This is a genomic window from Curtobacterium sp. PhB146, from assembly GCF_004342995.1.
Lineage (GTDB): Bacteria > Actinomycetota > Actinomycetes > Actinomycetales > Microbacteriaceae > Curtobacterium.
Map to the genome: position 1 here is coordinate 466,255 of NZ_SMBN01000001.1, position 23,992 is coordinate 490,246.

The following is a 23,992-nucleotide window of genomic DNA, read 5'->3' on the forward strand; positions in this document are numbered from 1 at the left end:
GTCCGTCTCCCGCGCGTTCCACCACCGCGCTTGCGTGTGCATACGCGGTATGGGCATACTCGGTATGTCCATGGTGGACGAGAAACGGGGGAAGTGTCATGAGCGTACGGATGGGCGTACTCGCGCTGCTGGTGGGGGGACCCGGGTACGGGTACCAGCTCCGGGGGGAGTTCGAGCACCGCACCGGCGGGAGCTGGCCGCTGAACATCGGCCAGGTCTACACGACGCTCGACCGCCTGGAACGCGACGGCCTCGTGGCCCGCGGCGACACCGACGACGACGGCCACGTCGTCTACACGGTGACCGACGCGGGTCGCGGGGAAGTGGCGCGCTGGTTCAGCGAGCCGGTGCCCGCCAAGCGCGGGCGTGACGAGCTCGCGATCAAGTTCGCTCTGGCCGTGACGGTGCCCGGCGTCGACGTCGCGCGCCTGGTGCAGGTGCAGCGCGGTGCCGCGATCCGGAACCTGCAGGACCTGACCCGGCTCAAGCGCACGACCGATCCCGCGACGGACCTGGCGTGGTCGCTCGTGCTCGAGTCGATGGTGTTCCAGGCCGAGGCCGAGGTGCGGTGGCTCGACCACGTGGAGTCGACCGTGGCGCGGTACCGGCCGGAGGAGCATCCGGCGGCGGACGCTGGCTCCTCGTCCGCGACCGCTGCCGACACCGCGCGGAGTGCACGGTGAGCGCCGCACCGCTCCTGCAGCTCGACGCCGTCAGCGTGCACTACGGCTCCGGCGCGAAGGCCGTCACGGCGCTGGCCGGCATCGACCTGGCCGTCCAGCGCGGCGAGATGGTCGCCGTCATGGGGACCTCGGGTTCCGGCAAGTCGACGCTGCTCGCCTGCGCCGGCACCCTGCTGCCGCCGACGAGCGGCGAAGTGCTGATCGACGGCGAGTTCGTGTCCGACCGGCCGGCCAAGGAACTCGCGGCCCTCCGCCGTCGCCTCATCGGGTTCGTGTTCCAGGACTTCAACCTGATCCCGTCGCTCACCGCGGTCGAGAACGTGGCGCTGCCGCTCGAGCTCGACGGCTGGAAGGCCTCGCAGGCCCGCCGCGCCGCGGAACTGGCACTCGACAACGTCGAACTCGCACACCGCGGCGACGCCTACCCGGACGACCTGTCCGGCGGGCAGCAGCAGCGCGTCGCGATCGCCCGGGGCGTGGTCGGCGAACGTCGGCTCGTGCTGGCGGACGAACCGACCGGCGCCCTCGACTCGCAGACCGGCGAGGTCGTGCTCCGCATGCTCCGACGGCACGTCGATGCCGGAGCCGGCGCGCTGCTCGTCACCCACGACGCCCGGCACGCTGCCTGGGCGGACCGGATCGTCTTCCTGCGCGACGGTCGCGTGATCGACGAGACCGTGTACTCGGGCGTGGAGCTCGCCCTGTCGGACCGGACCGCGTCGTGAGCCGGCGTCGGCGTCCAGGTACCGGCCGGACGCCGTTCGCCCTCCGACCGGCGTTCCGTCTGGGGCGTCGACTGGCGTTCGCGAAGGTCGGTCGGGCGGCGCTGATCATCGCGCTCATCGGCATCCCCACCGCCGGGTTCGCCGCGGTGGCGGTCGTCGTGCAGTCGACGCAGCCCACGACCGCGGAGTCGCTGGACTACGACCTCGGCAAGGCAGCCGCGCAGATGCGGGTCTCCGGCCCGGACCTGCCCGGCATGCGGCAGGACCCGGTGCAGTGGCAGTTCACCGATGCGAAGCGGAACAGCCCGGTCACGGAGGCCGACGAGGACCCGCCGTTCGCGAACGTGCTCGCCCACGTGCCGGACGGTGCGCTGTCCATCCCGGTCGGCGGCACGCCCGTCGTGGTGCAGGGACCCAAGGGACCTGTCGGCCTGGCCGCGGTGGAGGGCAGCGTCTGGGACCCGTCGCTCGAGGGCCACTGGCGTGTCCTCGACGGTTCGGCGCCGACCGCGCGCAACCAACTCATGGTCACGCCGGCGACGCTCGACCGGCTCGACGCCCACATCGGTGACACCGTCGACATCACCGATCCCGTCACGAAGCGGTTCACGATCACCGGGACGATGCGCGACCTCGGCTCGGCGCCCAGCGAGCAGGGCGTGTTCCTGCCGTGGGGGACGACCCTGTCGACGACCGAGACCACTGACGACGCGGGTCTGACCGACGTCACCGTCTACCTGCCGTCGGACGCGCCGACCTGGTCGGAGATCCGGCAGCTCAACGCGCACGGCATCGTCGTGCAGTCCCGCCCGGTCGTGCTCGATCCGCCGGATGCCCGCCTGCCCGGCGGCCAGATGAGCTCGTCACTCGGCTGGTACCTCGGCGCGATGGCACTGCTCGGGGTCTTCGCGATGTTCGAGGTCGCGCTGCTCGCCGGGGCCGCGTTCCTGGTCGGCACCCGGGCGGACACCCGTTCGTACGCGATCGTCACGAGCGTCGGCGGGGACAAGCGGTTCGTCCGGACGATCGTCGCCGGGTCCGGCCTCGTGCTCGGGTCCATCGGCGCCGTCCTCGGCGTCGCGGTGGGCACCGGGATCGGCGTCGCGGTGTTCCGCCTGATCGACAACGGCGACGTCGTGTCGTTCCCCGGCTTGCACGTGCCACCGCTCCTGCTGCTCGTGGTCGCGGCCGCCGGCGTCCTGGCCGGGCTGGTCTCCGCACTCGTCGCCGCTCGGGCCGCCACCCGCATCAACGTGCTCGCGGCGCTGCGGGGTTCACTCCGACCCGCGCCCGTCGACCGTCCTGCTCGTCGTCGGCGACGCATCTGGGGGCCGGTGCTCATCATCGCGGGTGCCGTGATGACGCTGGCCTGCGGCGCCGGGGTGCTCATGCTCAACGACCGCCGGGTACAGGACGACCACTGGGCGTGGGTGGCCGGTGCCGGGGTCGCGCTCGGGCCGTGCCTGATGCAGCTCGGCATCGCGATCTGCTCGCCGTGGCTCCTGGCCCTGGTGTCCCGGATGTCCGCACGCCTGGGCCTGTCGGCTCGGTTGGCCGCCCGCGATGCCCGGCGCAACCCGGTCCGGACGGTGCCGGTGCTCGCCAGTGTGATGAGCGTCGTGTTCGTCGCGTCGGTCGTGATCACGTGGAGCGCGTCGAGCCACGCGCAGTACGTCCGCGGGTACGAGTACACGACGGCGGTCGGGGTCGCGACGTCCGAGGTGCAGCTGTCCAGCGAGGACGGTGCCGCCAGCGGGCACGACGCGGCGTTGACGGCGCACGCGGCGAAGGTCGTGGCGCGGGTGCTCGACCACGACCGGATCCGGGTGCTCGGCGTGGCCGAGGGCTGGGCGGGCGACACCCCGTCGTCCGTGACGATGCCGCACCGGTGGACGGACTTCGACTGCGACGGCTACGACTCCACGTCGTGCTCGTACTACCTCGACACCGCTGACGCGACCGTCCCGCACATCTGGACGGGCACCGTCGACGACTACGCGGTGCTCACCGGACACCGACCGTCTGCTGCCGTGCGGGATGCACTCGAGGGCGGCAAGGCGGTGTCACTGTGGCCGGAGTACGCCCACGACGGTGCCGTCCGCATCGACACGTTCCACGACCGCACGTGGGAGAGCCCGACGATCACGACGACGACGAAACCGGACGCCAGCGTGTCGATCCCGGCCGTGCTCGACGTGCAGTCGCCGCGGATCCAGGTCGGCGTCTTCATGACGAAGGCGACCGCTGCGCACTACGGGGTGCGCGCCGTCGACGGCATGCTCGTGACGACGCTGCCCGGGGACATCGCGCCCGAGCAGTGGGACGAGCTGAGTTCCGCCTGGCAGAGCTTCGGTGGCGCGGACCGCGCTCGGTGGGACGGCCCGCAGTTCGCCTACGAGGCCGGGCCGGTCGACAACGGCGCGCTCATCCGGGCGATCGTGCTCGCGCTGGCCGCGGCGGTGACGATCGGTGCGACGGCGGTGGCCATCGGGCTCGCGCGGTCCGACGGGCGCCGAGACGACGAGGTGCTCGACGCGATCGGTGCCGCACCACGACTGCGACGGCGGGTGTCGACCTGGCAGGCAGCGATCCTGGCCTCGGTGGGCGCGGTGATCGGCACCCTGCTGGGGCTGCTGCCGATGCGGGCACTCACCCTGCGGTTCACGGAGCCAGCGGTCGGGTCGAACCACATGCCGTTCGTGCCGGACTGGTCGATGCTGGCCCTGCTCGCGATCGGTCTGCCGCTCCTGGTGACGGCCGGGGCATGGCTCACCGCGCACGGCCGACGCCGCGTGGCGGTGCGGCGGGCGCACTGAGGTGTGGGGCGGCGCTGCACGTGGCGCCGTCCCGGTGCAGCCTGGTCAGGCGCCGGGCTGCACCACCATGAGCACGGCGACGACGACCCACACCAGGTTGAACAGGCCGACCAGGGCAGCGAGCTTCCGCGGCGAGCGCTCGGTCCCGTTCCCGCGCAGGACCTCGTGCTGCTCCGGCAGGACCCCGAGCGCGAGGATCCCCGCAGCCACCGCGGTCAGACCGATCGAGACGAGCAGCCACGCCTCGTCGAGTGCCCCGACCTCGAACGCCAGGGCCATGCCGAACGTCGGGACGGCGAGCGAGATGATCGAGTACACGTGGCAGATCCGGTGCAGGACCCTGGCGACCGCTCGGGCCCCCTGGTCGCCCGGATCGGCGACGAGCGCGCGAGCCGGCTTCGGGAACATGCTCCCGGCGACCGCGACGGGTCCGAGGGTGAGCAGCGCCGCCACGACGTGCACGGTGAGGAGGACGCTGGACATCGCTTCCAGCCTAGGGCGCGGTACTTCGTGAGCAGAAATGGTCGGGTGGCCGTCGGCGGACTCGACCATTTCTGCTCACGAAGTGGTCACACGTTCGGGATGGACACCTCGGCCAGCACGACCTCGTCGTCCATCGGGATCGGACCGCGCACCCGGGGGACCCCGTCGACCCATTCGACCGGCACTCCCGCAGCCGCGAGCCCCTCGACGCTCAGGTCGATCCGGAGCAACGGCAGCGCGAGGTCGCCGTACCGCTCGGCGACGACCTCGGACACCCGGTCCGGTGTGGTGGCACGGACGTACCCGCCCGGCTCGAGCGGCACCCCGCGAGTGGACACCTCATACTCGCCGAACCCGCGGCTCATCTCCCAGTCGTCGGCGATCGCCACGTGACAGACCACATCGGTCATGGACCCTCCTCGGTAATGAAACGGGAGCGTATCATTACCGCTAGGATGGGTCTGTGAACAAGCGTGGACGTCCGACCGCCGACGAGCGGATCGCCCGTGACGAGCGGATCCTCGACGTCGCGACCGACCTGTTCCTGGAGCACGGGTTCGCGGGCGTCGCACTCGACCGCGTCGCCGCCGAGGCCGGGGTCACGAAGCGCACGCTCTACACGGCGTTCGGCGACAAGCCCGCGATCCTCCGAGCGGTCGTCCGGCGGCAGCACCCGTACGCCGACCAGCCCACGGCGGACCTCGTGTCCACGGCTACAGCGATCGGCAGCGCGTTGTTCTCGGACCGTGCGGTCGCCCTGCACCGGCTCGTCATCGCCGAGTCGACGCGGTCACCCGAGCTCGCGCGCGAGTTCCACGAGGCCGGGCCGCTCGCCGCGCAGCAGGCCCTGGTCCGCGCCGGAACCACTCCGGAGACCGCCGCCGAGCTCTTCACCCTGCTGCTCGGGGAGCTCCACCGCGAGCGCCTGCTCGGCTTGGCTCCGGCACCGACGGCCGCGGTGGTCGCCGCACGCGCCGTGCGTGCGGTCGCGGTGCTCTCGACCTGACCCCAGGACGGACGGGAGGCCCGGTGCCAGCTGGCACCGGGCCTCCCGTCCGCCACATGGTGAGCAGAAATGGTCGGGTGGCCGTCGCGGACCCGACCATTCCTGCTCACGAAGCGGCGAGCGGCGCGGCGCGCATCGCGCTCAGGCGGGGTCGGGCAGCGCCTCCGCGTACGTGCGGAACTCGCCGCGCTCCGAGTGGATCGCCCACAGACGATCCGCGATGGACTCGCCGGAGTGCTCCGGCTGCCCGTCGTCGATGCCGAACGGGATGATGAGCTGACCGACGTGGACCTGCTCGTCGCGCACGGCGTCGTGCAGGAGCTGGGCGTAGGCGCTCTCGGCAGCGAAGGCGACCGAGGTGCCGGTGACCCGGGCGCCGGGACGCACCGCACTGCCGCCGTTCACGAACAGGATCGTGCCGTGGCCGATCGCGCGCATGCCGGGCAGCACCTGGCGGACCGCGTTGACCGAGCCGTAGACCGAGAACTCGATCGGGCCGACCAGGTCCTCCGCGGTGGTCTCGAGCACCGGACGCATGTACTCCTTGGCGGGGAGCGGGCTGTACTGCAGCACCTCGATGGGACCGAGCTGCTCGGTCGCACGCTCGAGGGCGCTGCGGAGCGAATCGCCGTCACGGACGTTCGCGGCGAACCCGGCGGCCGTGATGCCCTGCTCGCGCAGCGACGCGGCGAGGCCGTCCAGGCGGTCCTGGTTGCGGGAGACGAGGGCGATCGAGAAGCCCTCGCGGCCGAAGCGTTCGGCGACGGCGAGACCGAGGCCCTTGCCGGCCCCGATGATGGCGATGGTGGTCATGCGGAGTACTCCTCGTCGGTGACGTGCTCGAGCCAGGTGGTGGTGGTCGCCGGGTCGTCGGCGAGGTCGAGCATCGCGAGGTGCTCCATGTAGTCCGTCGGGGTCGCACCGTGCCAGTGCTCTTCACCCGCAGGCGTGTAGACGGTCTGGCCCGGCTGGACCTCGATCACGCCGCCGTCACGGGTGCCCATGCGCGCGACGCCCTCGGTGACGTGCAGGGTCTGGCCGTTGGCGTGCGAGTGCCAGGCGGTGCGGGCGCCGGGCAGGAACCGGACCTTCGCGACGGTCATCGACTGGCCGGCTTCCTTCGGGCTGGCGATGGCGTCGAGGTACACGTCACCGGTGAACTGCGCGGCCGGGTTCTTGACGGTCGGCTGCTTCGGTTGGATCTCCATGGCCCCGACGGTAGGCCGATGTGCGCACCGGAGGGAGGTGCCGGTCGTACCCCTCAGCCGTTTCCCGAACACGACGTGTGTGATCGACGCACGATCCGGGAGGACCACCGTGGACAGCAGCGAACACCCGAACCCGCACCCGAGCCCGAACCCCACCCGAGCCCGACGCGCCTGGTCCGCGGCGGGCATCGCCGCGGTGGCCGCACTCGCCCTGGGCGGCTGTGCCGATGCCGCACCGGACGACGACCGCGGCTCGTCGGCGAGCGCCCGCGCCACCGCCCCCGCCGACCTGCCCACCGGGCAGGTCGCGCTCGACGGCGACACCAGCGACGTGGTCACCGGGCTCGAGGCACCGTGGTCGGTCGTCCGCACCGGCGACGACGGCGACGCCCTGGTCAGCGAACGCGACTCCGCGAAGGTCCTCGAGCTGCAGGACGACGGCACGACGCGCGAGGTCGGCACCGTCGACGGCGTCAGCCACGGCGGCGAGGGCGGCCTGCTCGGGCTGGCCCTGCACGACGACGACCTGTTCGTGTACTCGACGGCCGACGACGGCAACCGGATCCAGCGGTTCGACCTGACGGGCAGCGCCGGGTCGTGGGCGCTCGGCGACGCCACGACGATCATCGACGGGCTGCCGTCGAACACGTTCCACGACGGCGGCCGCATCGCGTTCGGCCCCGACGACATGCTCTACGCCAGCGTCGGGGACGCCGGCACGAGCAGTGACGCGCAGGACGAGGACTCGCTCGCGGGCAAGATCCTGCGGCTCACCCCGGACGGCGACGTGCCGGACGACAACCCGTTCGACGGGTCACCCGTCTGGAGCCTCGGGCACCGCAACGTGCAGGGGTTGGGATGGTCATCGGACGGCACGATGTTCGCGTCGGAGTTCGGCGAGAACACCCTCGACGAGCTGAACGTGATCGAGGCGGGCGAGAACTACGGCTGGCCCGAGGTCGAGGGCGAGGGCGGCGAGGACCAGGGCTTCGTCGACCCGGTGCAGCAGTGGTCGACGGACGAGGCGTCCCCGAGCGGCCTGACGGTCGTCGACGACACCGTGTTCGTGGCCAACCTGCGCGGCGAGGTGCTCCGGGCGATCCCGGCGGACGACCCGGGGACCTCGACCGAGTACTTCCCGGGCGACTTCGGCCGGATCCGGACCGTGCTCGAGGGGCCGGCGGACACCCTCTGGTTCGTCACGAACAACACCGACGGCCGTGGTGACCCGGCCGCGGGGGACGATCGCATCGTCTCGGTCCCGCTCACGCGGTCGACGGGCTGAGCCAGCGACCTCGCCCCACAGGGGTTCCGGCAGCCCCTCGCTCGCACGCTGTCCAGCCGGTTACCGTGACGGCATGAACCACCGCGACGAAGCCCGCGACTTCCTGTCCAGCCGTCGCGCCCGCATCACCCCCGAGCAAGCCGGGGTCGAGACGTTCGGCACCCGCCGTCGGGTCACCGGGCTCCGGCGCGAAGAGGTCGCACGGCTGGCGGGCGTCAGCATCGACTACTACACGCGGCTGGAGCGGGGGAACCTGCAGGGCGTCTCGGACAGCGTGCTCGAGGCCGTCGCCGGCGCACTGCAGCTCGACGCCGCCGAGCTCGAGCACCTGCGCGACCTGTCCCGGCACCAGAACGCGACACCGCGGCGCGCGGGCAAGGTCGTGCCGGTGGCGGCCGTCCGCCCGGAGCTGCAGTACCTGCTCGACGTCATCACCGATGCGCCGGCGATGATCATCAACAACCGGCAGGACATCGTCGCCGCCAACGCGCTCGGCTACGCGATGCACTCCGACCTGGTGGCGGCACTGGCCCGGCCGATGAACTTCTCGCGCTTCATCTTCCTCGACCCGCAGGCCCGGAACTTCTACCAGGACTGGCAGCGGGCGGCGCACACGAACGTCGCGATCCTGCGGCGCGAGGCCGGCCGCACACCGAACGACCGCGACCTCGCAGCCCTCATCGGCGAGCTGTCGATGCGGAGCGACGACTTCCGCGCCCTGTGGGCCGCGCACGACGTCCGCCGCCACTACGCCGGCGTGAAGTCCTTCCGGCACGCTGTCGCCGGTCCGCTCGAACTGCACTTCCAGACGCTCGAACTCGCCGAGGACCCCGGGCTCGCGCTCACGATCTACCCGGCGACCCCGGGCAGCCCGACCGCCGACGCGCTCCGCCTGCTCGCCTCGTGGGCGGCGACGGAGCAGATCGCGGAACGTGCGCGCAGCGCGGTCAGCCCCGGATGAGCGGTGCCCCGCGGAGCGTCAGCCCCGGATGATGTCGTCCGCGATCCGTGCGGCGTCGTCGATGGGCACCGCGAAGCCGATGCCGATGTTGCCGGAGGAGTAGCCGAGCGTCGCGATCGACGTGTTCACCCCCACGACGCGGCCGTCGAGCCCGACGAGCGGCCCGCCGGAGTTGCCGGGGTTGATCGACGCGTCGGTCTGCACGAGCGGCTGCGCCGATCGCTGCGAAGTCCGTTCGAGGGCGCTGATGATGCCCGAGGTGACGGTGCCGTTCAGGCCGAGCGGGGACCCGACCGCGATGACGGACTCGCCGATCCGCAGGTCGGCGCTGCGTCCGAGGTCGGCTGCGGGCACGGTCAGGCCGGTCGCCTCGATGACCGCGATGTCGCTGTCTTCGTCGCTGCCGACGACCCGGCCGTCGGTGCTGGTGCCGTCGGGCAGTACGAGCCGGACGGCCGACGATCCGTCGACGACGTGGTGGTTCGTCATGACGTGTCCGGCGTCGTCGATGACGAAGCCGGAGCCGCTCCCGCCGGTCGTGCGGACCTGCACGACGCTCTGCAGCATCCGCTGGGCGGCGTCCTCGGCGTCGGTCGCAGTACCGCCGGACGAGCCGGACGTCCCCGACGAGCCGGACGTGCCGGACTGCTGCCGCCCGGCCACCGGGGCGCTGACCGGGGAGTCCGGGGTGACGAGCAGGGCGCCGGTGACCCCCGCGGTGCCGCCGAGGACGAGCGCGGCGACGAGGACGGTCACGGTCCGGCCACCGCCCCGCCGCTCGCGGCGCGGTGCCGGCTCGTCGAACTCGGACCGGCGGGTGGCCGGGTCCGGTGGGGGGCCCTGGACGGGCGTGGGGACGGACGGGAGGCCCGTTGCGAGCTGGTCCCGGGCCTCCCGTCCGCCGTCTGGTCGCGCAGATCGCTCGGGCGGTGCGCCGGTGGACCAGTGCTGTGGACCTGCGGGCCGGCCGATGCCGGGAGGGGTGTCACTCATGGTCGTGTCCTCGTGTTCAGACGATGCGGGCGAACCAGCGGAGGGAGAGCGCGCCGGCGGTGAGGGCGAGGAGCATGCTGAGCAGGGCGAGCCACGGCGTGATCTCGACGGGTTCCTCGTGCCAACCGATCGACGAGCCGATGTCCTGGTAGACCTCGCGGAGTTCGTCGGTGCTGGACGCCCGGTAGAACCGTCCGTCGGTCTCGTCCGCGAGCTGGCGAAGCGAGGTCTCGTCGACGGGGACGGCCTGCTGCGTCCCCCACAGGTTCGCGACCCCGGAGTCGGTGCCGTAGGCGATGGTGGAGACGGGCATGCCGGCTTCGCGAGCTGCTTCGGCGGCCGCGGCGGGTTCGCGCCCGGTGGTGTTCGCGCCGTCGGAGAGCAGCACGAGTCGCGCCGGGATGCGCTCCGGTTCCCCGGACCCGCCGGGGGTCGGGGACGGCGACGCCGAGCCGGTGGCACCGTCGTCACTGAGGCGGTCGACCTCGCCGACCGCCTCGAAGACGGCCTCGCCGATCGCCGTCCCACCGCCGCCGTCGTCCATCCCGGCGATGGCCTCCCGGACCGCTTCGTGGTCGCGGGTGGCCGGAGCCAGGACGTCCGCGCCGCCGGCGAAGGCGATCGCCCCGACGTTGAACGTCTCCGGCATCTCGGCGACGAAGGACTCGGCGGCGGACTTGGCGGCCTCGAGCCGGTTCGGGTCGACGTCGTCGGCCTGCATCGAGCCGGACGTGTCGATCGCGACGATCACCGTGGCACGCTCGTAGGGCACCCGGACGTCGATCTCGGGGCGCGCACCGGCGAAGCCGAGGGCGGTCAGGCCGACCAGGACGAGCGCCGCGGGCAGGTGCCGACGCCACCGGGGCCGCTTCGGGACGAGCTTGTCGAGCATCGGCAGGGTCGCGAAGCGCACGGCGTACCGCCGGCGTCGGCGCTGGACGAGCAGGTACGCCGCGGCGAGTGCGGCCACCGGCACGAGGGCGAGCAGGAACCAGGGTGTGAGGAAGGTCATCGGGTCCTCCGTGCCGATCGGGCGGGCGTGCGGTGCCGGCGGTGGATGAAGCGGGTGAGTTCGCGGCCGAGGTCATCGTCGGTGCGCAGGACCAGGTGGTCGGCCCCGGCGGCGCGGACGGCGGTGGCGGTGGCCGCGCGGTGGGCGGCTGCTCCGGCGGCGTACGCGGTGCGGAGTGCCCGGTCCGAGGTGCCGACGACGCGTTGGGCGCCGGACTCCGGGTCGACGAAGACGACGTCGCCGACGTCGGGCAGGTCGAGCTCGCGGGGGTCGAGCACCTCGACGACGATGACCTCGTGGCGTGCCGACAGCCGACGCAGGGCGGGTTCCCACGGCAGCCGCGCGCTGTCGGTCGCCGGCTGGTCGAGCAGGTCACTGATGACGACCCGCAGACCGCAACGGGGCGCCTGGGCGGCGAACACGCGGAGCGCTGCGGCCAGGTCGGTCGTCGGGACGCCGTCGCGGGGGCCCGGATCGGCACGGAGCACGCGGCGGGCGGTGGTGCGACCGGCGCCCGGAGGGGTCCAGCGGATCCCCTCGGTGCCGACGACGCCGAGTCCCACCCGGTCACCCGCGCCGGTGGTGAGCAGGCCGATCGCCGCCGCCGTCCAGGTGGCGACGTCGGCCTTCTCACGGTCGGTGGTGCCGAAGGCCATGCTCGGCGAACGGTCGACCAGCACCCACGTCTCGAGCGCGTGCTCAGCGCGGGTGAGCCAGACGTACGGTTCGCCGGCGCGAGCCGTGGCGTTCCAGTCGATCCGGCGGACGTCGTGCCCGGGCTGGTAGCGCACGAGTTCCTCGGGGTCGCTGCCCGTGCCGAGGGACAGGCCCTGGTGGTCGCCGTGCACCGTGCCGTCGACACGGCGCCGGACGGTGAGCTCGAGGCGGCGGAGCCGTGCGTCGTCGCTCACGGCGTCGCCTCGTACGGGGTGGAAGCGGCCGCGGCGGGGGTCGGTGCGGCTGGGGGGTACCGCACGTCACCGCCCGCCGCGACCGCGCTCGGGTCCTCGGACGCCGCGATCCGAGGCTGCGGGACGGCCGCGAGCACGGCCTCCACAGCGGTCCTGGGGTCGACGCCGTCGGCGACGGCGTCGAAGGTGAGCACGAGGCGGTGCGCGAGCACGTCGGAGGCGACGTCCGCGATGTCACCGGGCAGCACGTAGTCGCGGCCCCGGAGGAGCGCGAGCGCACGGGCCGCGGCGACCAGGCCGAGCGACCCGCGGGCACTGACGCCGTACTCGAGCACTCCGTCGAGGGTGTGCACGCCGTAGCGGTGTGGGTTGCGGGTCGCCATCACGAGTTGCACGGCGTACATCGCGACGGCGTGATGCACGAAGACCTGCTCGGCTTCGGCCTGCAGCCGGACGATGTCCGGCACCGTCAGGATCTGCTGCGCGCGTGGCCGGTCGGCGCTCATCCGCTGCACGATGGTCAGTTCCCCGAGCTCGTCGGCGTGATCCACGTCGACCTTGAGCAGGAAGCGGTCGCGCTGCGCTTCGGGGAGCGCGTACACGCCGTCGTTCTCGATCGGGTTCTGGGTGGCGAGCACGATGAAGGGGTCGGGGAGCCGGTGGGTCTGCCCACCGATCGAGACCTGCTGCTCGGCCATCGCCTCGAGCAGCGCCGACTGCACCTTGGCGGGAGCGCGGTTGATCTCGTCCGCGAGCACGAGGTTGGCGAACACCGGTCCGGGTTCGACGTCGAAGGTCTCGGTGGACGGCCGCCAGACCCGCGTGCCGACGATGTCGGACGGCATCAGGTCGGGGGTGAACTGCAGGCGGACGAAGTCCCCGCCGACGACGGTGGCCAGGGTGCGCACCGCGAGGGTCTTCGCGACGCCGGGGACGCCCTCGAGCAGCACGTGGCCCCGGGCGAGCAGCCCGATCATCATCCGTTCGACCATGGCGTCCTGGCCGACGACCACGTGCTTGACCTCGAACAGTGCGCGTTCGAGGACGGCTGACGCGGACGGCGTCGTGTACGGGTCGGCGTGGGCGGCTTCGGTCATGGTGTCCTCCTGTCGTTCGGGTGCGTCCCACTCCAGTCGCCAGGGGCGAAAACGACGGGAAGCCGGATCGAAACCGGACCGAAAAGGGGGAACGGACAGTACCTGTCAGTCGCCCAGCCGCCCTGGTTACCGTGAGGCATGCGCGTGCTGATGGTGGAGGACGAAGCCGGTCTGGTGACCGCGTTGCGCGTCGCCCTGCAGCGTGAGGGGTACGCGGTCGACGCCGCCGGCACGCTCGGGGACGCCCGCGCGAAGCTCACCGTCACGGACTACGACATCGTCCTGCTCGACGTGAACCTGCCGGACGGGGACGGCTTCGAGCTCGCCGGCGAGCTCCGGTCGACCGGCGAACCCGGTGGGTCCGGTGGCCCCGGCCCACGGATCCTCATGCTCACCGCCCGCGGCCAGCTGCGCGACCGGGTCCGCGGGCTCGACCTCGGTGCCGACGACTACCTGGTGAAACCGTTCGCGCTCGTCGAGCTCACCGCCCGGATGCGCGCACTCACCCGGCGCTCGGGCGAGGCCGCGTCCTCCGTGCTCGTCGACGGCCCGATCGTCGTCGACACCGCGCGGCAGCTCGCGCGCCGTGGCGACCGCGAACTCGCGCTGACCCTGAAGGAGTTCGGGGTGCTGCGGTACCTGCTCGGCCGTGTCGGCTACGTGGTGTCGGCAGAGGAACTGCTCGAGCACGTGTGGGACGAGAACGCCGACCCGTTCACGCAGACCGTCCGGGTCACGGTGGGCACGCTCCGCCGGAAGCTCAGCGTCGCGGACGAAGAGCCGGCGATCGAGACCGTCGTCGGCCGCGGGTACCGGCTCCGGGAACTCACCGAGGACGGCACCGGGGACTCGTCGACGCTCGGAGCGCCAGCCGCGCCGGTACGGGCGGTCGGCACGGCCGGCGCGGCCGGCGCGGCGTCGTGAGCGCGCTCGACCGCGCCAGGCGCGAGGTCGGCCACCGCCGGTTCCTCCGCCTGCCAGCCTGGGCACGCACGATCCGGATGCGCCTGACCCTGACGTACAGCGCCGTCCTGTTCGGGATCACCGCACTCGCCCTCGCCGCCGTCTACGTCGCCCTGTCGAGCACGGTCAGCGCCGAGCCCCTCAACCCCGTCACGGTGAAGAAGTTCTACAAGGCCGCCGACGGCACGATCGTCTACAAGCCCGGCGAGCAGTTCCAGGTCGCCGACCTCGAGACGGTGCAGCGCGCCGTCAACTACACGTCCCTGCAGTCGCTGCAGCAGTACTCGATCATCGCCCTGGTCGTGATGTTCGTCCTGAGCCTGGCGATCGGCTGGTGGGTCGCCGGCCGCGCGCTCCGCCCCGTCGGTGCGATCACCCGGGCGACGCAGGAGATCACCGCGACCGACCTGTCACGCCGCATCGACGCGTCAGGGCCTCCCGACGAGCTGCACACCCTCGCCGACACCATCGACGGGATGCTCGACCGGCTCGACCGCGCGTTCCGGGCCGAACGGATGCTCGTCGAGGACGTCTCCCACGAACTGCGGAACCCCGTCGCCGTCGTGCAGTCGAACGTCGAGGCCGTCCTCGCGGACGACGCCGCCACCCCGGCCGAACGGCAGGCGTCAGCCGACGTCGTGCTGCAGTCCACCCGGCGGATGAGCCGCCTGCTCGAGGACCTGCTCGCGACCGCCCGCACCCGGTCCGAGGCCTTCACCGACCGCGACGTCGACGTCGCGCGGCTGGCCGCGTCCGCTGCTGCGGAGTACGGGGTCCTGGCGAGCCGCCGCGACCTCACGATCCGCGAGCGGATCCACGGCGGCCCGGTGGTGTTCGCCGATCCCGACGCCCTGTCGCGCGCACTCGGCAACCTGCTCTCGAACGCCGTCCGGCTCGCACCCGTCGGCTCCACCGTGACGATCGGCGTCGGGAGCGTCCGTGGGTGGGCGTGGCTCGCGGTGCGTGACGAGGGCCCCGGCATCGCCGACGATGCCCGGCCACGGGTGTTCGACCGCTTCTACCGGGAGTCCTCGGACGCCTCCACCGGCAGCGGCCTCGGGCTGTCGATCGCGCGCCAGATCGTGGAGAGCCACGAGGGCCGCCTCCGCCTCGAGAGTCGCGGCTCCGACGGGTCGACCTTCGTCATCTGGTTGCCGGAGCGCGCCGTGCCGGGCGCCCCGACGAGGACGGACGAGCCGCCGGACGGCGACCCGCTCGCCTGAGTGCCGACCCCGTGACGGCCAGGAGGCCCGTGGCGGCGCCGCCACGGGCCTCCTGGCCGTCTCCTGGTCGCGTCAGGCCTCCGGGATCACCCGCTCGAAGCGGCTCGTGTCCGCACCGTCGGGGTCCGGGCCGTTCCGGCGGCCCGTGTCGAGCGCGTCCAGGGCCCTGAGGTCGTCGTCGGACAGCACGAAGTCGAAGACGTCGAAGTTCTCCGCGATCCGTCCGGGGTTCGTCGACTTCGGGATCGCGTTCCGCCCTTGCTGCACGTGCCAGCGGAGCATCACCTGCGCCGGCGTCTTGCCGTGCCTCTGGGCGATGGTCCGGATCATCGGGTCGTCCATCACGCTGACCCGCTCGTCACCCCAACCCGGGTAGAAGGTGATCCCGCCGATGGGGGACCACGCCTGGTCGAGGACCCCGTGCTCCGCGTCGGCGCGCTGCACGTCCGGCTGCGTGAAGTACGGGTGCAGCTCGACCTGGTTGAGCGCCGGGATGACGTCGGTCGCGTCGAGCAGCGACTGCAGGTGGTGCGGCATGAAGTTGCTCACGCCGATCGCTCCGATCCGACCGTCGGCGTACAGCGTCTCGAGCGCCTTGTACGCCTGCACCGTCCGTTCGAAGCGGTCCGGCGCGGGCTGGTGCAGGATCAGCACGTCGACGCGGTCGAACCCGAGCTTGCCGGTGGCCTTCTCGAACGCGTGCAGGGTCTCGTCGTAGCCGTAGTCGGAGACCCAGATCTTCGTCTCGACCACGATCTCGTCGCGGTCGACGCCGGAGGCGCGGATGCCCTCGCCGACCTCGCGTTCGTTGCCGTACGCGGCGGCGGTGTCGATGTGGCGGTACCCGGTCTCCAGTGCCGTGCGGACCGCGTCCACGGTCTCGTCGGGTGCGCTCTGGAACACGCCGAAGCCGATCGCGGGGATCTCGAGTCCGTTGTTGAGGGTGAGTGTGTCCATGCCCACGACGCTAGGCCGGTGCCCCTGACCCTGACGGGTACCAGCAACCCCTTCTTCCCCGCCCGGCACCGTCCTACCGTGGACGCATGGACACCAAGAGCGAAGTGCGCGACTTCCTCCGCACCCGCCGCGAGCGGGTCACGCCGCAGCAGGTCGGGCTGCCCGACTTCGGTGGCGCCCGACGGGTCAAGGGTCTCCGCCGCGAGGAGCTCGCGCTCATCGCCGGCATGAGTGTCGACTACTACATCCGCCTCGAGCGCGGGAACCTCACCGGCGTCTCGGAGAGCGTGCTCGAGTCGCTGTCGCGCGCGTTGCGCCTCGACGACGCCGAGCACGCGCACCTGTTCGACCTGGCCCGCGTGCAGAACGCCTCGGCGACCACGCGGCGGAAGACCCCGACGTCGAAGGTCCGACCGAACGTGCAGCGCATGCTGGACGGCATGACGATGCCCGCGTGGGTGCGCAACGGCCGCTCGGACTTCCTGGCCGGCAACGCCCTGGCACGTGCGCTGTACTCCCCGCTCTTCCTCGACCCCGCCGGCACCCCGAACACCGCCCGCTTCGCGTTCCTCGACCCGCGCGGTCAGGAGTTCTGGCGCGACTGGGACGTCGTCGCGAGCGACATGGTGGCCGTGCTCCGTGCCGAGGCCGCCCGGTCGCCGTACGACAAGGGGCTGACCGACCTGATCGGCGAGCTCTCCACCCGCAGCGAGGAGTTCCGGCAGCGCTGGGCCGCGCACGGCGTCATGCGGCACCTGAACGGCTCGAAGCGGGTGCACCACCCCGAGGTCGGCGACCTCGACCTGACGTACGAGACGATGGAGCTCGCGACCGACACCGGTCTGACGCTCATCGCCTACGGCACCGAGCCGGGCTCACCGTCCGAGGAGCGCCTGCAGCTGCTCGCGAACCTCGTCGCCACGACGGCCGCAGCCGTCCCGGAACCGGAGGACGCATGAGCGAGACCGAGTCCGTCCCGACGACCGCAGCCGCCGCGCCGCTCGGGTTCCTGGGCCGGTTGCGGTTCCGCTGGCGCGCGGAGCAGGAGATCCACGACCTGACCCGCGACCGTGCGCTCGAGGAGCGCGTGCGTGCCGAGGCCGCTGTGCGGCTCGCGCCCGGCCCGTGGCACCTCGGCGAGCTGTTCCGACGTCGCTGACGTTGCGCGCGTGCCCAGATGGCGGACGGGAGGCCCGTGGCCAGCTGGCCGCGGGCCTCCCGTCCGTCAGTCGGTCGCGTTCACCGGCGACGTGCGGCGGGCACCAGGGTGTGCTGCCCGTAGCTGTTGTCGTCGGGGTTGATCGTGACGCCCGGTGCGACGAGCTCGTCGATGCGGTCCAGGACCTCGTCGCTGAGCACGCGGTCGGCGGCAGGGAGCTGCGACTCGAGCTGCTCCATGGTGCGCGGGCCGATGATCGCGCTCGTGACGCCGGGGTGCCGGATCGCCCACGCCAGCGACATCTCGATGAGGGACATGTCCTGCGACTCGGCCAGGAGTGCGAGTTCCTCGACGATGTCGAGCTTCCGCTGGTTCGCGGGCGTCGACATGTCGAACCGGGCCGCGGGGCGGTGCTTCGCCGTCGGGGTGCCGGGAGCGTCCTTGCGCCAGCGGCCACTGAGCCAGCCGCCGCCGAGCGGGCTGTAGACGAGGGTGCCCATGCCGTAGCGCTGCGTGGTCGGCAGGACGTCCTCCTCGATGCCACGCACCAGGATCGAGTACGGCGGCTGCTCGGTGCGGAAGCGCTCGAGCCCGCGGCGCTCGGAGGTCCACTGGGCCTCGACGATCTCGGCGCCCGAGTACGACGACGATCCGATGTTCCGGACCTTGCCCTGGCGGACGAGGTCGGTCAGGGCGCCCAGGGTCTCCTCGACGTCCGTCGTCGGGGACGGACGGTGCACCTGGTACAGGTCGATGTGGTCCGTGCCGAGGCGGCGCAGGGAGTTCTCGACCTCCTGCATGATCCAGCGGCGCGAGCCCCCGGAGCGGTTCGGGCCCTCACCCATCGGCATGAAGAACTTGGTGGCGAGCACGACGTCGTCACGGCGGTCCTTGATGGCCTTGCCGACGATCTCCTCGGAGACGCCGTCCGAGTAGGCGTCGGCGGTGTCGACGAAGTTGATGCCCGCGTCGAGGGCGCGGTGGATGATCCGGATCGAGTCGTCGACGTCGGCGTTCGCCCACGGGCCGAACATCATGGTGCCCAGAGCGAGCGGGCTCACCTCGACGCCGGTGCGTCCGAGCTGGCGGTACTCCATGGTTTCCTCTCCGTGCCCGCGGGTCTCGCCGGGCACGGCTGCCACGCTAGGCCGGTCACCCACGGCGAAAGGGGGGAGGCCCTTACCTCCCTCGGCCGGCGGAGCGGTCGTAGCGTCGGGGACATGACGTTCGCCGAGACCGACCCCGAGTTCGGCCAGTACCACGCCGACTTCGTGGACGAGACGCTGCAGCACGCGTCGCTCAGCAGCCACGACCGCGCGGTCGTGCAGCTCGGCGCGATGATCGCCGCCGGCGCGCAGACGGCCTTCCGACAGCTGCTCGGCACCGCGCTCGACGGCTCGCTGACCCCGGTCGAGGCAAAGGAGATCGGGTACCAGGCCGTCGCCTACGTCGGGTCCGCACGCGCCTCGGACTTCCTCACGATCACCAACGACGTGCTGATCGCGCGCGGTGTCGAGCTGCCGCTCCCGGGCCAGTCGACGACCACCCCCGACGACCGACTCGAACGGGGCCGTGCGGTCCAGAGCGCCGTCGTCGGCGCCGGACGTGTCGACGCGATGTACGAGAACGCGGCCGACGACACCGTGCACTTCCAGCGGTTCCTGTCCGGCAACTGCTTCGGTGACACCGTCGGACGGGACGGGCTCGACCTGCCGACGCGTGAGCTGCTGACGTTCGCGGTCCTCGTCGCGCTCGGCGGTGCGGACGCGCAGGTCACGGGACACGTCGCGGGCAACCTGCACGTCGGGAACACCCGGCAGCAACTGCTCGACGTGCTCACCGTCCTGGTGCCGGTGATCGGCTACCCGCGGACGCTCAACGGGCTCGCCGCCGTGAACGAGGGCGCGCCCGCCGCCTGAGGTCGCGGCCGGTCCGTCAGACGACGAGGGGGCCGGCGACCTCGAGCTGGTCGTGGTCGACCTGCCAGCGGACGGCGTCGAGCACCGTCTGTTCGGCGGTGAACCCGGGCGCGTAACCGAGCAGACGGCGGGCCTTCTCGACGCTGAACACCTGACTGCGTGACAGGTGCTCCCAGCTGGCGCCAGCGTGCTCTGGAGTCGTGGTCTCGCGGAACCGGTCCCAGCTGACGGGCTCGAGCCGGGCCTCCTGGCCGAACCACGACGCTGCCAGGTGGGCGTACCCACGCGCGGTGAGCGCCGTCGGGGCCGTGATGAAGAAGTCCTCGCCGACCGCCGCCTCGCGGTGTTCGACGGCGAGCTGGAAGGCCTGCGCGATGTCGTCCGCGTGCACGTGGGCCATGGTCTCGGCGCCGAGACCGGCGACCTCGATCGCCTCGCCGGCGGACAGCCTCGTCAGCACCGACGGGTCGAGGTTGCCGAGCGGACCGATCGGCATCCAGCCCGGACCGCTGATGTGACCCGGGTGCAGCGTCGTCGTCGCCAAACCCCCTGACGCGGTTTCTTCCTTGAGCATCCGGGCGATCGCGTCCTTCTGCACGCCGTAGTCGCCGAAGGGCGGCGTGAAGTCGTCCTCGGTGATCGGCAGCACACGGGATGCACCCGCGCGCCAGATCGAGCCGCAGTGCACGAGGTGCGTGCCCGTGCCGCGGAGCGCTTCGACGAGGGCGGCGGCGGACGGCTCGGTGAAGCAGACCAGGTCGACGACGGCATCGGCGCCGAGCGCAGCGATCCGCGTTCCGAACGTGCCGTCGCGGTCCTCCTGCTCACGGTCCGCGGTGACGCGCTCGACCTGCTGCCACTCGGGGGAGTCGGCGTAGGGGGTGCTGGTGCCGCGACTGATGGCGACGACCTCGTGACCGGCGCGGACGAGGCGGGGGACGAGGAACGTGCCGATGTGACCGGTGGCTCCGATGACGACGATGCGCATCAGTCGGCGGTGATGACCTTCACGGAGCCGGCGATGGTCGCGGCGTCCTCGGCGAGCGCCACGACCGGGTCGGGCAGGCGGGTGGTGGCACCGACGAGCTTGCGGGCACCCCACCCGACGAACGACCCGACGATCGCACCGACGCCGCCGAGGATCGCGCCCTCGATGCGCAGGTCGCGCTTGCCGGTCGTGCCGAGTGCCGCGCCGACGAGCGCGCCGGACCCGATGCGGCCGATCAGGCCGGCGGGGGAGATGCGGTTCGGGGTCATCGGCAGCTTGTCGCCGATGAGTTCACCGACGGCCGAGGCGACGAGGAGTCCGCGGCCGAGCGGTGTGCTGAAGACCTTCCAGTCCTGCCACGACCCCTTCAGCGAGGACCGGTCGTGGTTCAGCGCCAGCACCGCGAGTGGGGTGGCGCTGCGGCCGCCGCTCAGGATGCCGAGCACCAAGGTGCGGACCAGGGTGTGCTGCTCGTGCTGCGTGCTCATCGTGTCTCCAGTCGTGATCAGGTCCGACCGTACGCACGCGGGCCGCGAGCGCTCCGAGGGTCCTCACGGACTGCGGGTACTGAGCCGGCCCGAGTAGCGTCCGCCGCATGAGCAACGTCATCGTCTTCGGCGGCCACGGCAAGGTCGCACTCCTCACCACCCGCATCCTCAGCGACCGCGGCCACTCGGTCACCTCGGTCATCCGCGACGCGGACCAGTCCGACGAGATCCGTGCCCACGGCGGCGAACCCCGTGTCGCGGACATCCAGCAGCAGTCCCTGACCGACTTCGCGGAGCTCGTCCACGGGCACGACGCCGTCGTGTGGTCGGCCGGTGCCGGCGGCGGGTCCGTCGACCGCACCTGGGCGATCGACCGCGACGCCGCGATCCTGTCGGTGCAGGGCGCGAAGCAGGCCGGCGTCGACCGCTACGTCATGGTGTCGTGGTCCGGGTCGCAGCTCGACCACGGGGTACCGCAGGACAACGACTTCTTCGCCTACGCGCAGTCGAAGGCGATCGCCGACGCCGTGGTGCGCGACTCCGGTCTGCAGTGGACCATCGTCGCGCCGAGCACCCTGACGGACGACGACGCCACCGGCTCGGTCGACTGGGCGGGCTCGTCGAGCGACGTGCCGCGCGGCGACGTCGCACACGTGATCGCCGACGTGCTCGAGACCCCCGGCACGGCGGGCAACACCATCCGGTTCAACTCGGGATCGACCCCGATCGCGGACTTCCTCCGCGCCGACGCTGTCTGAGGACCCCGACGGGGTCTGACGACGGCCCGCGGCCCGCAGCCGCGCTTCAGTAGATCGCTGCGATGCCGGTCATGTCGCCGAGCCCGAGCGTGCGTGAGCCGGTGTCGCAGTACCCGCCGGACGGCTCCATGACCTGACCGGTTCCGGTCTTGACGTGGCCGAGTCCGTACAGGTGCCCCCACTCGTGGGTGGCGACGGCCTGGGTGTCGAACCGTGCGCCCGAGCAGGCGGTCGTCGAGCTCCACTTGTAGCTGGTGGCGTACCGCTGGTCGGACTCCTTCGCAATGCCGTTGCCGTCGTACCAGACGCACGTCACGCCGAGGGTGCCGGAGGGCAGCTTGCCCCATCCGACGACGCTGTAGCCGTTGCTCTTCGAGCAGCCGCCCTTGTCGGTGAGCCCGGGCACCTGGGTCGCCAGGCGCACGTAGGAGTTCCGGGCCGACGAGGTCACGGTGCGGTCGCACGACGCGATCGTGCCGGTCCACGCGTTCGCCGCCTTGCGCAGGGCGTCCTTGGCGTACGACGACTTCTGGCCGGACTCGTTGTAGTACCACTGCACCGTGCTCGGCCAGCGGTACGGGTTCCGTGCGTTGGCCGTACTGGTGCACTTGGTGGTGGCCGCGGCCGTGGCGGCCGGTGCTGCGGGTGCGCCGGCGGCGGCGCTGGCTGCCGCGCTCCTCGCTTGCTCGCGGCGCACGGCGGGCGCCGAACCGCTCCACCCCTCGTCGATGCGGACCGCGACACCGCCGGTGCCGGTGTTCGCGATGACGACCTCCGCCAGCTCCGGAGCACCCGGCGCCGCGGAGCTGCTCGCCATCACGCTCTCACCGGGCGCCGGCACGGCGAAGGTGCGGCCGTCGGGCAGCGCGACCGTGCCCGACGAGACCGTGCACCCCGACCGGAGCGTCTGCACCGAGAGCGTCCCCGTGGCGCAGCGGGTTCCGGCGGCCGGCGTCGATGCCCCCGGCGTCGCCGCCTGCGCGGGTGCCGCCGTCGCGGTGAGGCCGACGACGAGTGCGATGACCGCCCCGGTGGTGAGCGTGTTCCTGACGGGACGCATGGTTGCCCTTCCCGCGGTGGGCCCCTGTGCCCGCCGTCCCTGATCGGGTCCATGCTCGCCGATGAGCCCCGTCAGGTCCAGGGCTGCGCCGACAGGACAGGAAGCGCCCAGCCGTCGCGGTCGGTCAGCGCAGCCGCTCGACCATCGGACACGCGAACGGATCGCGAGCCGCCAGACCGACCTCGTTGAGGTAACGGACCACGATGACGTAGGAGTGCACCAGCGTCGTCTCGGTGTACGGCACGTCCTGGTCCGCGCAGTACTTCCGGACCATGTCCCGGGCGGCCCGCAGGTTCGGCCGGGCCATGCTCGGGAACAGGTGGTGCTCGACCTGGTGGTTCAGGCCGCCCATGAAGTACTCGACCCAGGCGCCACCACCGATGTCGCGCGAGGTCAGGACCTGGCGCGAGAAGAAGTCCACGCGGCGGCCGGGTTCGATGACGGGCATGCCCTTGTGGTTCGGCGCGAACGCGATCCCCATGAGGAACCCGAACACGGCGAGCTGCACACCGAGGAACGCGAAGGCCAAGCCGACCGGCAGGAACCAGAAGACGACACCCAGGTAGAGCACGAACCGGCCGACGAAGACCGATCCCTCGGCCCACCGCCGCTTCACCGGGCCACGGCTCGTGTACGTGCGGATCGACTGCCAGTGCAGGTTCACACCCTCGATCAGGAGCATCGGGAAGAACGCGTACCCCTGCACGCGGACGAGCACACGCAGGAACCCGGTCCGGCTGGCAGCGTCCTCAGGCCGGAACGAGATCGCGTCGAACGAGATGTCCGGGTCCTTGCCGACGGTGTTCGGGTTGGCGTGGTGCCGGGTGTGCTTGTTCATCCACCACGCGTAGCTGATGCCGGTCAGGAACGTGCCGGCGTACCGGGCCGCTCGGTCGTTCCAGTGGTGCGACGCGAACACCTGTCGGTGGGCAGCCTCGTGCGACAGGAACGCGAACTGCGTGAACAGTGCGCCCAGCACCCCCGCGACGATCAACTGGTACCAGGAGCCGCCGAGCACGGCGAACGCCCCGCCGGTGATGCCGAGCAGCGCGGCGAGCACTGCGATGAGGCCCCAGTACCAGCCCGTGCGGCGACCGAGGAGCCCAGCGGTGCGGACCTGCGCGAGCAGCGCGGTGTACGTCGAGGTGGTGTCGGTCCGAGGCGACCGTCGTTCGGTCTTCCGGTAGCCCGTCGGTACGACCAGTTCGTCGCCCATGCTTTCCTCCTGGATCCAGTGCTGCGCCTGCAACCGGGGTCCGGGGCTACGACTTGCTCGTGATCGTACGCCGGCCCGGAC

General features: G+C 72.0%; 25 protein-coding genes and 1 pseudogene. 12 read left to right on the forward strand and 14 right to left on the reverse strand.

Annotated elements, in window-relative coordinates:
- The first annotated feature begins 98 nt into the window (after window positions 1-98).
- Genes EDF33_RS02270 through EDF33_RS02280 form a run of 3 tightly spaced genes read left to right on the forward strand, consistent with a single transcriptional unit; the run spans window position 99 to window position 4,224 of the window.
- Window positions 99-683 (forward strand): PadR family transcriptional regulator, encoded by a 585-nt coding sequence (locus EDF33_RS02270; RefSeq protein ID WP_243692331.1) that lies wholly within the window; start codon window positions 99-101, stop codon window positions 681-683.
- Window positions 680-1,408: an ABC transporter ATP-binding protein gene (locus EDF33_RS02275; RefSeq protein WP_132099192.1), complete on the forward strand. Its 729-nt coding sequence runs from the start codon at window positions 680-682 to the stop codon at window positions 1,406-1,408. Before EDF33_RS02270 ends, EDF33_RS02275 begins: the two co-directional genes overlap by 4 nt.
- Window positions 1,405-4,224, forward strand: coding sequence for an FtsX-like permease family protein (locus EDF33_RS02280; protein ID WP_132099193.1), 2,820 nt, complete (start codon window positions 1,405-1,407; stop codon window positions 4,222-4,224). The genes EDF33_RS02275 and EDF33_RS02280 overlap by 4 nt, the downstream gene beginning before the upstream one ends.
- 45 nt (window positions 4,225-4,269) lie before the next feature.
- Here EDF33_RS02280 and EDF33_RS02285 read toward each other — a convergent pair whose 3' ends face one another.
- On the reverse strand, window positions 4,270-4,707 hold the full coding sequence (locus EDF33_RS02285; RefSeq protein ID WP_132099194.1) for a hypothetical protein: 438 nt from the start codon (window positions 4,705-4,707) through the stop codon (window positions 4,270-4,272).
- 86 nt (window positions 4,708-4,793) lie between these two features.
- A complete protein-coding gene (locus EDF33_RS02290; protein ID WP_132099195.1) occupies window positions 4,794-5,117 on the reverse strand; it encodes a DUF952 domain-containing protein in 324 nt (107 codons plus the stop codon).
- A 53-nt stretch (window positions 5,118-5,170) separates the two neighbouring features.
- Between EDF33_RS02290 and EDF33_RS02295 the strand changes: the two genes are divergently transcribed.
- Entirely contained in the window at window positions 5,171-5,713 is a 543-nt protein-coding gene (locus EDF33_RS02295; protein ID WP_132099196.1) for a TetR/AcrR family transcriptional regulator, read from the forward strand.
- A gap of 141 nt (window positions 5,714-5,854) precedes the next feature.
- On the opposite strand, the gene EDF33_RS02300 is transcribed toward EDF33_RS02295, so the two are convergent.
- The gene (locus EDF33_RS02300) at window positions 5,855-6,526 is read right to left on the reverse strand and encodes an SDR family NAD(P)-dependent oxidoreductase (RefSeq protein ID WP_131877833.1); all 672 of its coding nucleotides are present in this window, start codon (window positions 6,524-6,526) and stop codon (window positions 5,855-5,857) included.
- Window positions 6,523-6,921, reverse strand: a complete 399-nt coding sequence (locus tag EDF33_RS02305) for a cupin domain-containing protein (RefSeq protein WP_123292986.1) — start codon at window positions 6,919-6,921, stop codon at window positions 6,523-6,525. Before EDF33_RS02305 ends, EDF33_RS02300 begins: the two co-directional genes overlap by 4 nt.
- 109 nt (window positions 6,922-7,030) lie before the next feature.
- On the opposite strand from EDF33_RS02305, the gene EDF33_RS02310 reads away from it, so the two are divergent.
- Window positions 7,031-8,206 carry a PQQ-dependent sugar dehydrogenase gene (locus EDF33_RS02310; protein ID WP_243692332.1) on the forward strand — a complete coding sequence of 392 codons (1,176 nt, stop codon included), beginning with the start codon at window positions 7,031-7,033 and terminating at the stop codon, window positions 8,204-8,206.
- Between the two features lie 73 nt (window positions 8,207-8,279).
- Window positions 8,280-9,167, forward strand: coding sequence for a helix-turn-helix transcriptional regulator (locus EDF33_RS02315; protein ID WP_132099198.1), 888 nt, complete (start codon window positions 8,280-8,282; stop codon window positions 9,165-9,167).
- A gap of 18 nt (window positions 9,168-9,185) precedes the next feature.
- Here the strand turns inward: EDF33_RS02315 and EDF33_RS02320 are convergent, their stop codons facing one another.
- The 4 genes from EDF33_RS02320 to EDF33_RS02335 are packed head-to-tail and all read right to left on the reverse strand — an operon-like array spanning window position 9,186 to window position 13,180.
- The gene (locus EDF33_RS02320; protein ID WP_132099199.1) at window positions 9,186-10,160 is read right to left on the reverse strand and encodes a trypsin-like peptidase domain-containing protein; all 975 of its coding nucleotides are present in this window, start codon (window positions 10,158-10,160) and stop codon (window positions 9,186-9,188) included.
- Window positions 10,161-10,176: 16 nt separating this feature from the next.
- A complete protein-coding gene (locus EDF33_RS02325; RefSeq protein WP_132099200.1) occupies window positions 10,177-11,172 on the reverse strand; it encodes a VWA domain-containing protein in 996 nt (331 codons plus the stop codon).
- Window positions 11,169-12,083, reverse strand: a complete 915-nt coding sequence (locus EDF33_RS02330; RefSeq protein WP_132099201.1) for a DUF58 domain-containing protein — start codon at window positions 12,081-12,083, stop codon at window positions 11,169-11,171. The genes EDF33_RS02325 and EDF33_RS02330 overlap by 4 nt, the downstream gene beginning before the upstream one ends.
- Entirely contained in the window at window positions 12,080-13,180 is a 1,101-nt protein-coding gene (locus EDF33_RS02335) for an AAA family ATPase (RefSeq protein ID WP_132099202.1), read from the reverse strand. The genes EDF33_RS02330 and EDF33_RS02335 overlap by 4 nt, the downstream gene beginning before the upstream one ends.
- A gap of 138 nt (window positions 13,181-13,318) precedes the next feature.
- Between EDF33_RS02335 and EDF33_RS02340 the strand changes: the two are divergent.
- Window positions 13,319-13,999: pseudogene (locus EDF33_RS02340) on the forward strand (response regulator transcription factor); the annotation flags it as partial.
- A 101-nt stretch (window positions 14,000-14,100) separates the two neighbouring features.
- A complete protein-coding gene (locus tag EDF33_RS02345; RefSeq protein WP_207906615.1) occupies window positions 14,101-15,366 on the forward strand; it encodes a HAMP domain-containing sensor histidine kinase in 1,266 nt (421 codons plus the stop codon).
- 72 nt (window positions 15,367-15,438) lie between these two features.
- Here EDF33_RS02345 and EDF33_RS02350 read toward each other — a convergent pair whose 3' ends face one another.
- Window positions 15,439-16,323: an aldo/keto reductase gene (locus EDF33_RS02350; protein ID WP_131877851.1), complete on the reverse strand. Its 885-nt coding sequence runs from the start codon at window positions 16,321-16,323 to the stop codon at window positions 15,439-15,441.
- Window positions 16,324-16,409: 86 nt separating this feature from the next.
- On the opposite strand from EDF33_RS02350, the gene EDF33_RS02355 reads away from it, so the two are divergent.
- Together EDF33_RS02355 and EDF33_RS02360 are read left to right on the forward strand one after the other, a co-directional pair.
- Window positions 16,410-17,282: a helix-turn-helix transcriptional regulator gene (locus EDF33_RS02355; RefSeq protein WP_165918694.1), complete on the forward strand. Its 873-nt coding sequence runs from the start codon at window positions 16,410-16,412 to the stop codon at window positions 17,280-17,282.
- Complete coding sequence (locus tag EDF33_RS02360; RefSeq protein WP_123671333.1) at window positions 17,279-17,482, forward strand: hypothetical protein; 204 nt, start codon at window positions 17,279-17,281, stop codon at window positions 17,480-17,482. Before EDF33_RS02355 ends, EDF33_RS02360 begins: the two co-directional genes overlap by 4 nt.
- Window positions 17,483-17,562: 80 nt before the next feature.
- Here the strand turns inward: EDF33_RS02360 and EDF33_RS02365 are convergent, their stop codons facing one another.
- Window positions 17,563-18,579, reverse strand: a complete 1,017-nt coding sequence (locus EDF33_RS02365) for an aldo/keto reductase (RefSeq protein WP_132099730.1) — start codon at window positions 18,577-18,579, stop codon at window positions 17,563-17,565.
- 123 nt (window positions 18,580-18,702) lie between these two features.
- Here EDF33_RS02365 and EDF33_RS02370 point away from each other — a divergent pair, with 123 nt between their 5' ends.
- Window positions 18,703-19,401, forward strand: coding sequence for a carboxymuconolactone decarboxylase family protein (locus tag EDF33_RS02370; protein ID WP_132099203.1), 699 nt, complete (start codon window positions 18,703-18,705; stop codon window positions 19,399-19,401).
- Window positions 19,402-19,417: 16 nt separating this feature from the next.
- Here the strand turns inward: EDF33_RS02370 and EDF33_RS02375 are convergent, their stop codons facing one another.
- Window positions 19,418-20,389 (reverse strand): NAD(P)-dependent oxidoreductase, encoded by a 972-nt coding sequence (locus EDF33_RS02375; protein ID WP_132099204.1) that lies wholly within the window; start codon window positions 20,387-20,389, stop codon window positions 19,418-19,420.
- Complete coding sequence (locus EDF33_RS02380) at window positions 20,389-20,877, reverse strand: DUF4126 family protein (RefSeq protein WP_123671330.1); 489 nt, start codon at window positions 20,875-20,877, stop codon at window positions 20,389-20,391. The genes EDF33_RS02375 and EDF33_RS02380 overlap by 1 nt, the downstream gene beginning before the upstream one ends.
- A 107-nt stretch (window positions 20,878-20,984) precedes the next feature.
- Here EDF33_RS02380 and EDF33_RS02385 point away from each other — a divergent pair, with 107 nt between their 5' ends.
- Window positions 20,985-21,635, forward strand: a complete 651-nt coding sequence (locus EDF33_RS02385) for an SDR family oxidoreductase (RefSeq protein WP_123292977.1) — start codon at window positions 20,985-20,987, stop codon at window positions 21,633-21,635.
- Window positions 21,636-21,681: 46 nt separating this feature from the next.
- Here EDF33_RS02385 and EDF33_RS02390 read toward each other — a convergent pair whose 3' ends face one another.
- The gene (locus EDF33_RS02390) at window positions 21,682-22,695 is read right to left on the reverse strand and encodes a matrixin family metalloprotease (RefSeq protein ID WP_132099205.1); all 1,014 of its coding nucleotides are present in this window, start codon (window positions 22,693-22,695) and stop codon (window positions 21,682-21,684) included.
- A gap of 124 nt (window positions 22,696-22,819) precedes the next feature.
- Window positions 22,820-23,911, reverse strand: coding sequence for an acyl-CoA desaturase (locus EDF33_RS02395; RefSeq protein WP_132099206.1), 1,092 nt, complete (start codon window positions 23,909-23,911; stop codon window positions 22,820-22,822).
- Window positions 23,912-23,992 lie beyond the last annotated feature (81 nt).

Bases quoted from the DNA above. Each gene is read 5' to 3' on its own strand.
- EDF33_RS02385 (WP_123292977.1), top strand. From the start codon at position 20,985: ATGAGCAACGTCATCGTCTTCGGCGGCCACGGCAAGGTCGCACTCCTC.
- EDF33_RS02270 (WP_243692331.1), top strand. From the start codon at position 99: ATGAGCGTACGGATGGGCGTACTCGCGCTGCTGGTGGGGGGACCCGGG.
- EDF33_RS02380 (WP_123671330.1), bottom strand. From the start codon at position 20,877: ATGAGCACGCAGCACGAGCAGCACACCCTGGTCCGCACCTTGGTGCTC.
- EDF33_RS02335 (WP_132099202.1), bottom strand. From the start codon at position 13,180: ATGACCGAAGCCGCCCACGCCGACCCGTACACGACGCCGTCCGCGTCA.
- EDF33_RS02315 (WP_132099198.1), top strand. From the start codon at position 8,280: ATGAACCACCGCGACGAAGCCCGCGACTTCCTGTCCAGCCGTCGCGCC.
- EDF33_RS02320 (WP_132099199.1), bottom strand. From the start codon at position 10,160: ATGAGTGACACCCCTCCCGGCATCGGCCGGCCCGCAGGTCCACAGCAC.
- EDF33_RS02370 (WP_132099203.1), top strand. From the start codon at position 18,703: ATGACGTTCGCCGAGACCGACCCCGAGTTCGGCCAGTACCACGCCGAC.
- EDF33_RS02325 (WP_132099200.1), bottom strand. From the start codon at position 11,172: ATGACCTTCCTCACACCCTGGTTCCTGCTCGCCCTCGTGCCGGTGGCC.
- EDF33_RS02290 (WP_132099195.1), bottom strand. From the start codon at position 5,117: ATGACCGATGTGGTCTGTCACGTGGCGATCGCCGACGACTGGGAGATG.
- EDF33_RS02305 (WP_123292986.1), bottom strand. From the start codon at position 6,921: ATGGAGATCCAACCGAAGCAGCCGACCGTCAAGAACCCGGCCGCGCAG.
- EDF33_RS02355 (WP_165918694.1), top strand. From the start codon at position 16,410: ATGGACACCAAGAGCGAAGTGCGCGACTTCCTCCGCACCCGCCGCGAG.
- EDF33_RS02350 (WP_131877851.1), bottom strand. From the start codon at position 16,323: ATGGACACACTCACCCTCAACAACGGACTCGAGATCCCCGCGATCGGC.
- EDF33_RS02375 (WP_132099204.1), bottom strand. From the start codon at position 20,389: ATGCGCATCGTCGTCATCGGAGCCACCGGTCACATCGGCACGTTCCTC.
- EDF33_RS02395 (WP_132099206.1), bottom strand. From the start codon at position 23,911: ATGGGCGACGAACTGGTCGTACCGACGGGCTACCGGAAGACCGAACGA.
- EDF33_RS02390 (WP_132099205.1), bottom strand. From the start codon at position 22,695: ATGCGTCCCGTCAGGAACACGCTCACCACCGGGGCGGTCATCGCACTC.
- EDF33_RS02360 (WP_123671333.1), top strand. From the start codon at position 17,279: ATGAGCGAGACCGAGTCCGTCCCGACGACCGCAGCCGCCGCGCCGCTC.
- EDF33_RS02285 (WP_132099194.1), bottom strand. From the start codon at position 4,707: ATGTCCAGCGTCCTCCTCACCGTGCACGTCGTGGCGGCGCTGCTCACC.
- EDF33_RS02300 (WP_131877833.1), bottom strand. From the start codon at position 6,526: ATGACCACCATCGCCATCATCGGGGCCGGCAAGGGCCTCGGTCTCGCC.
- EDF33_RS02365 (WP_132099730.1), bottom strand. From the start codon at position 18,579: ATGGAGTACCGCCAGCTCGGACGCACCGGCGTCGAGGTGAGCCCGCTC.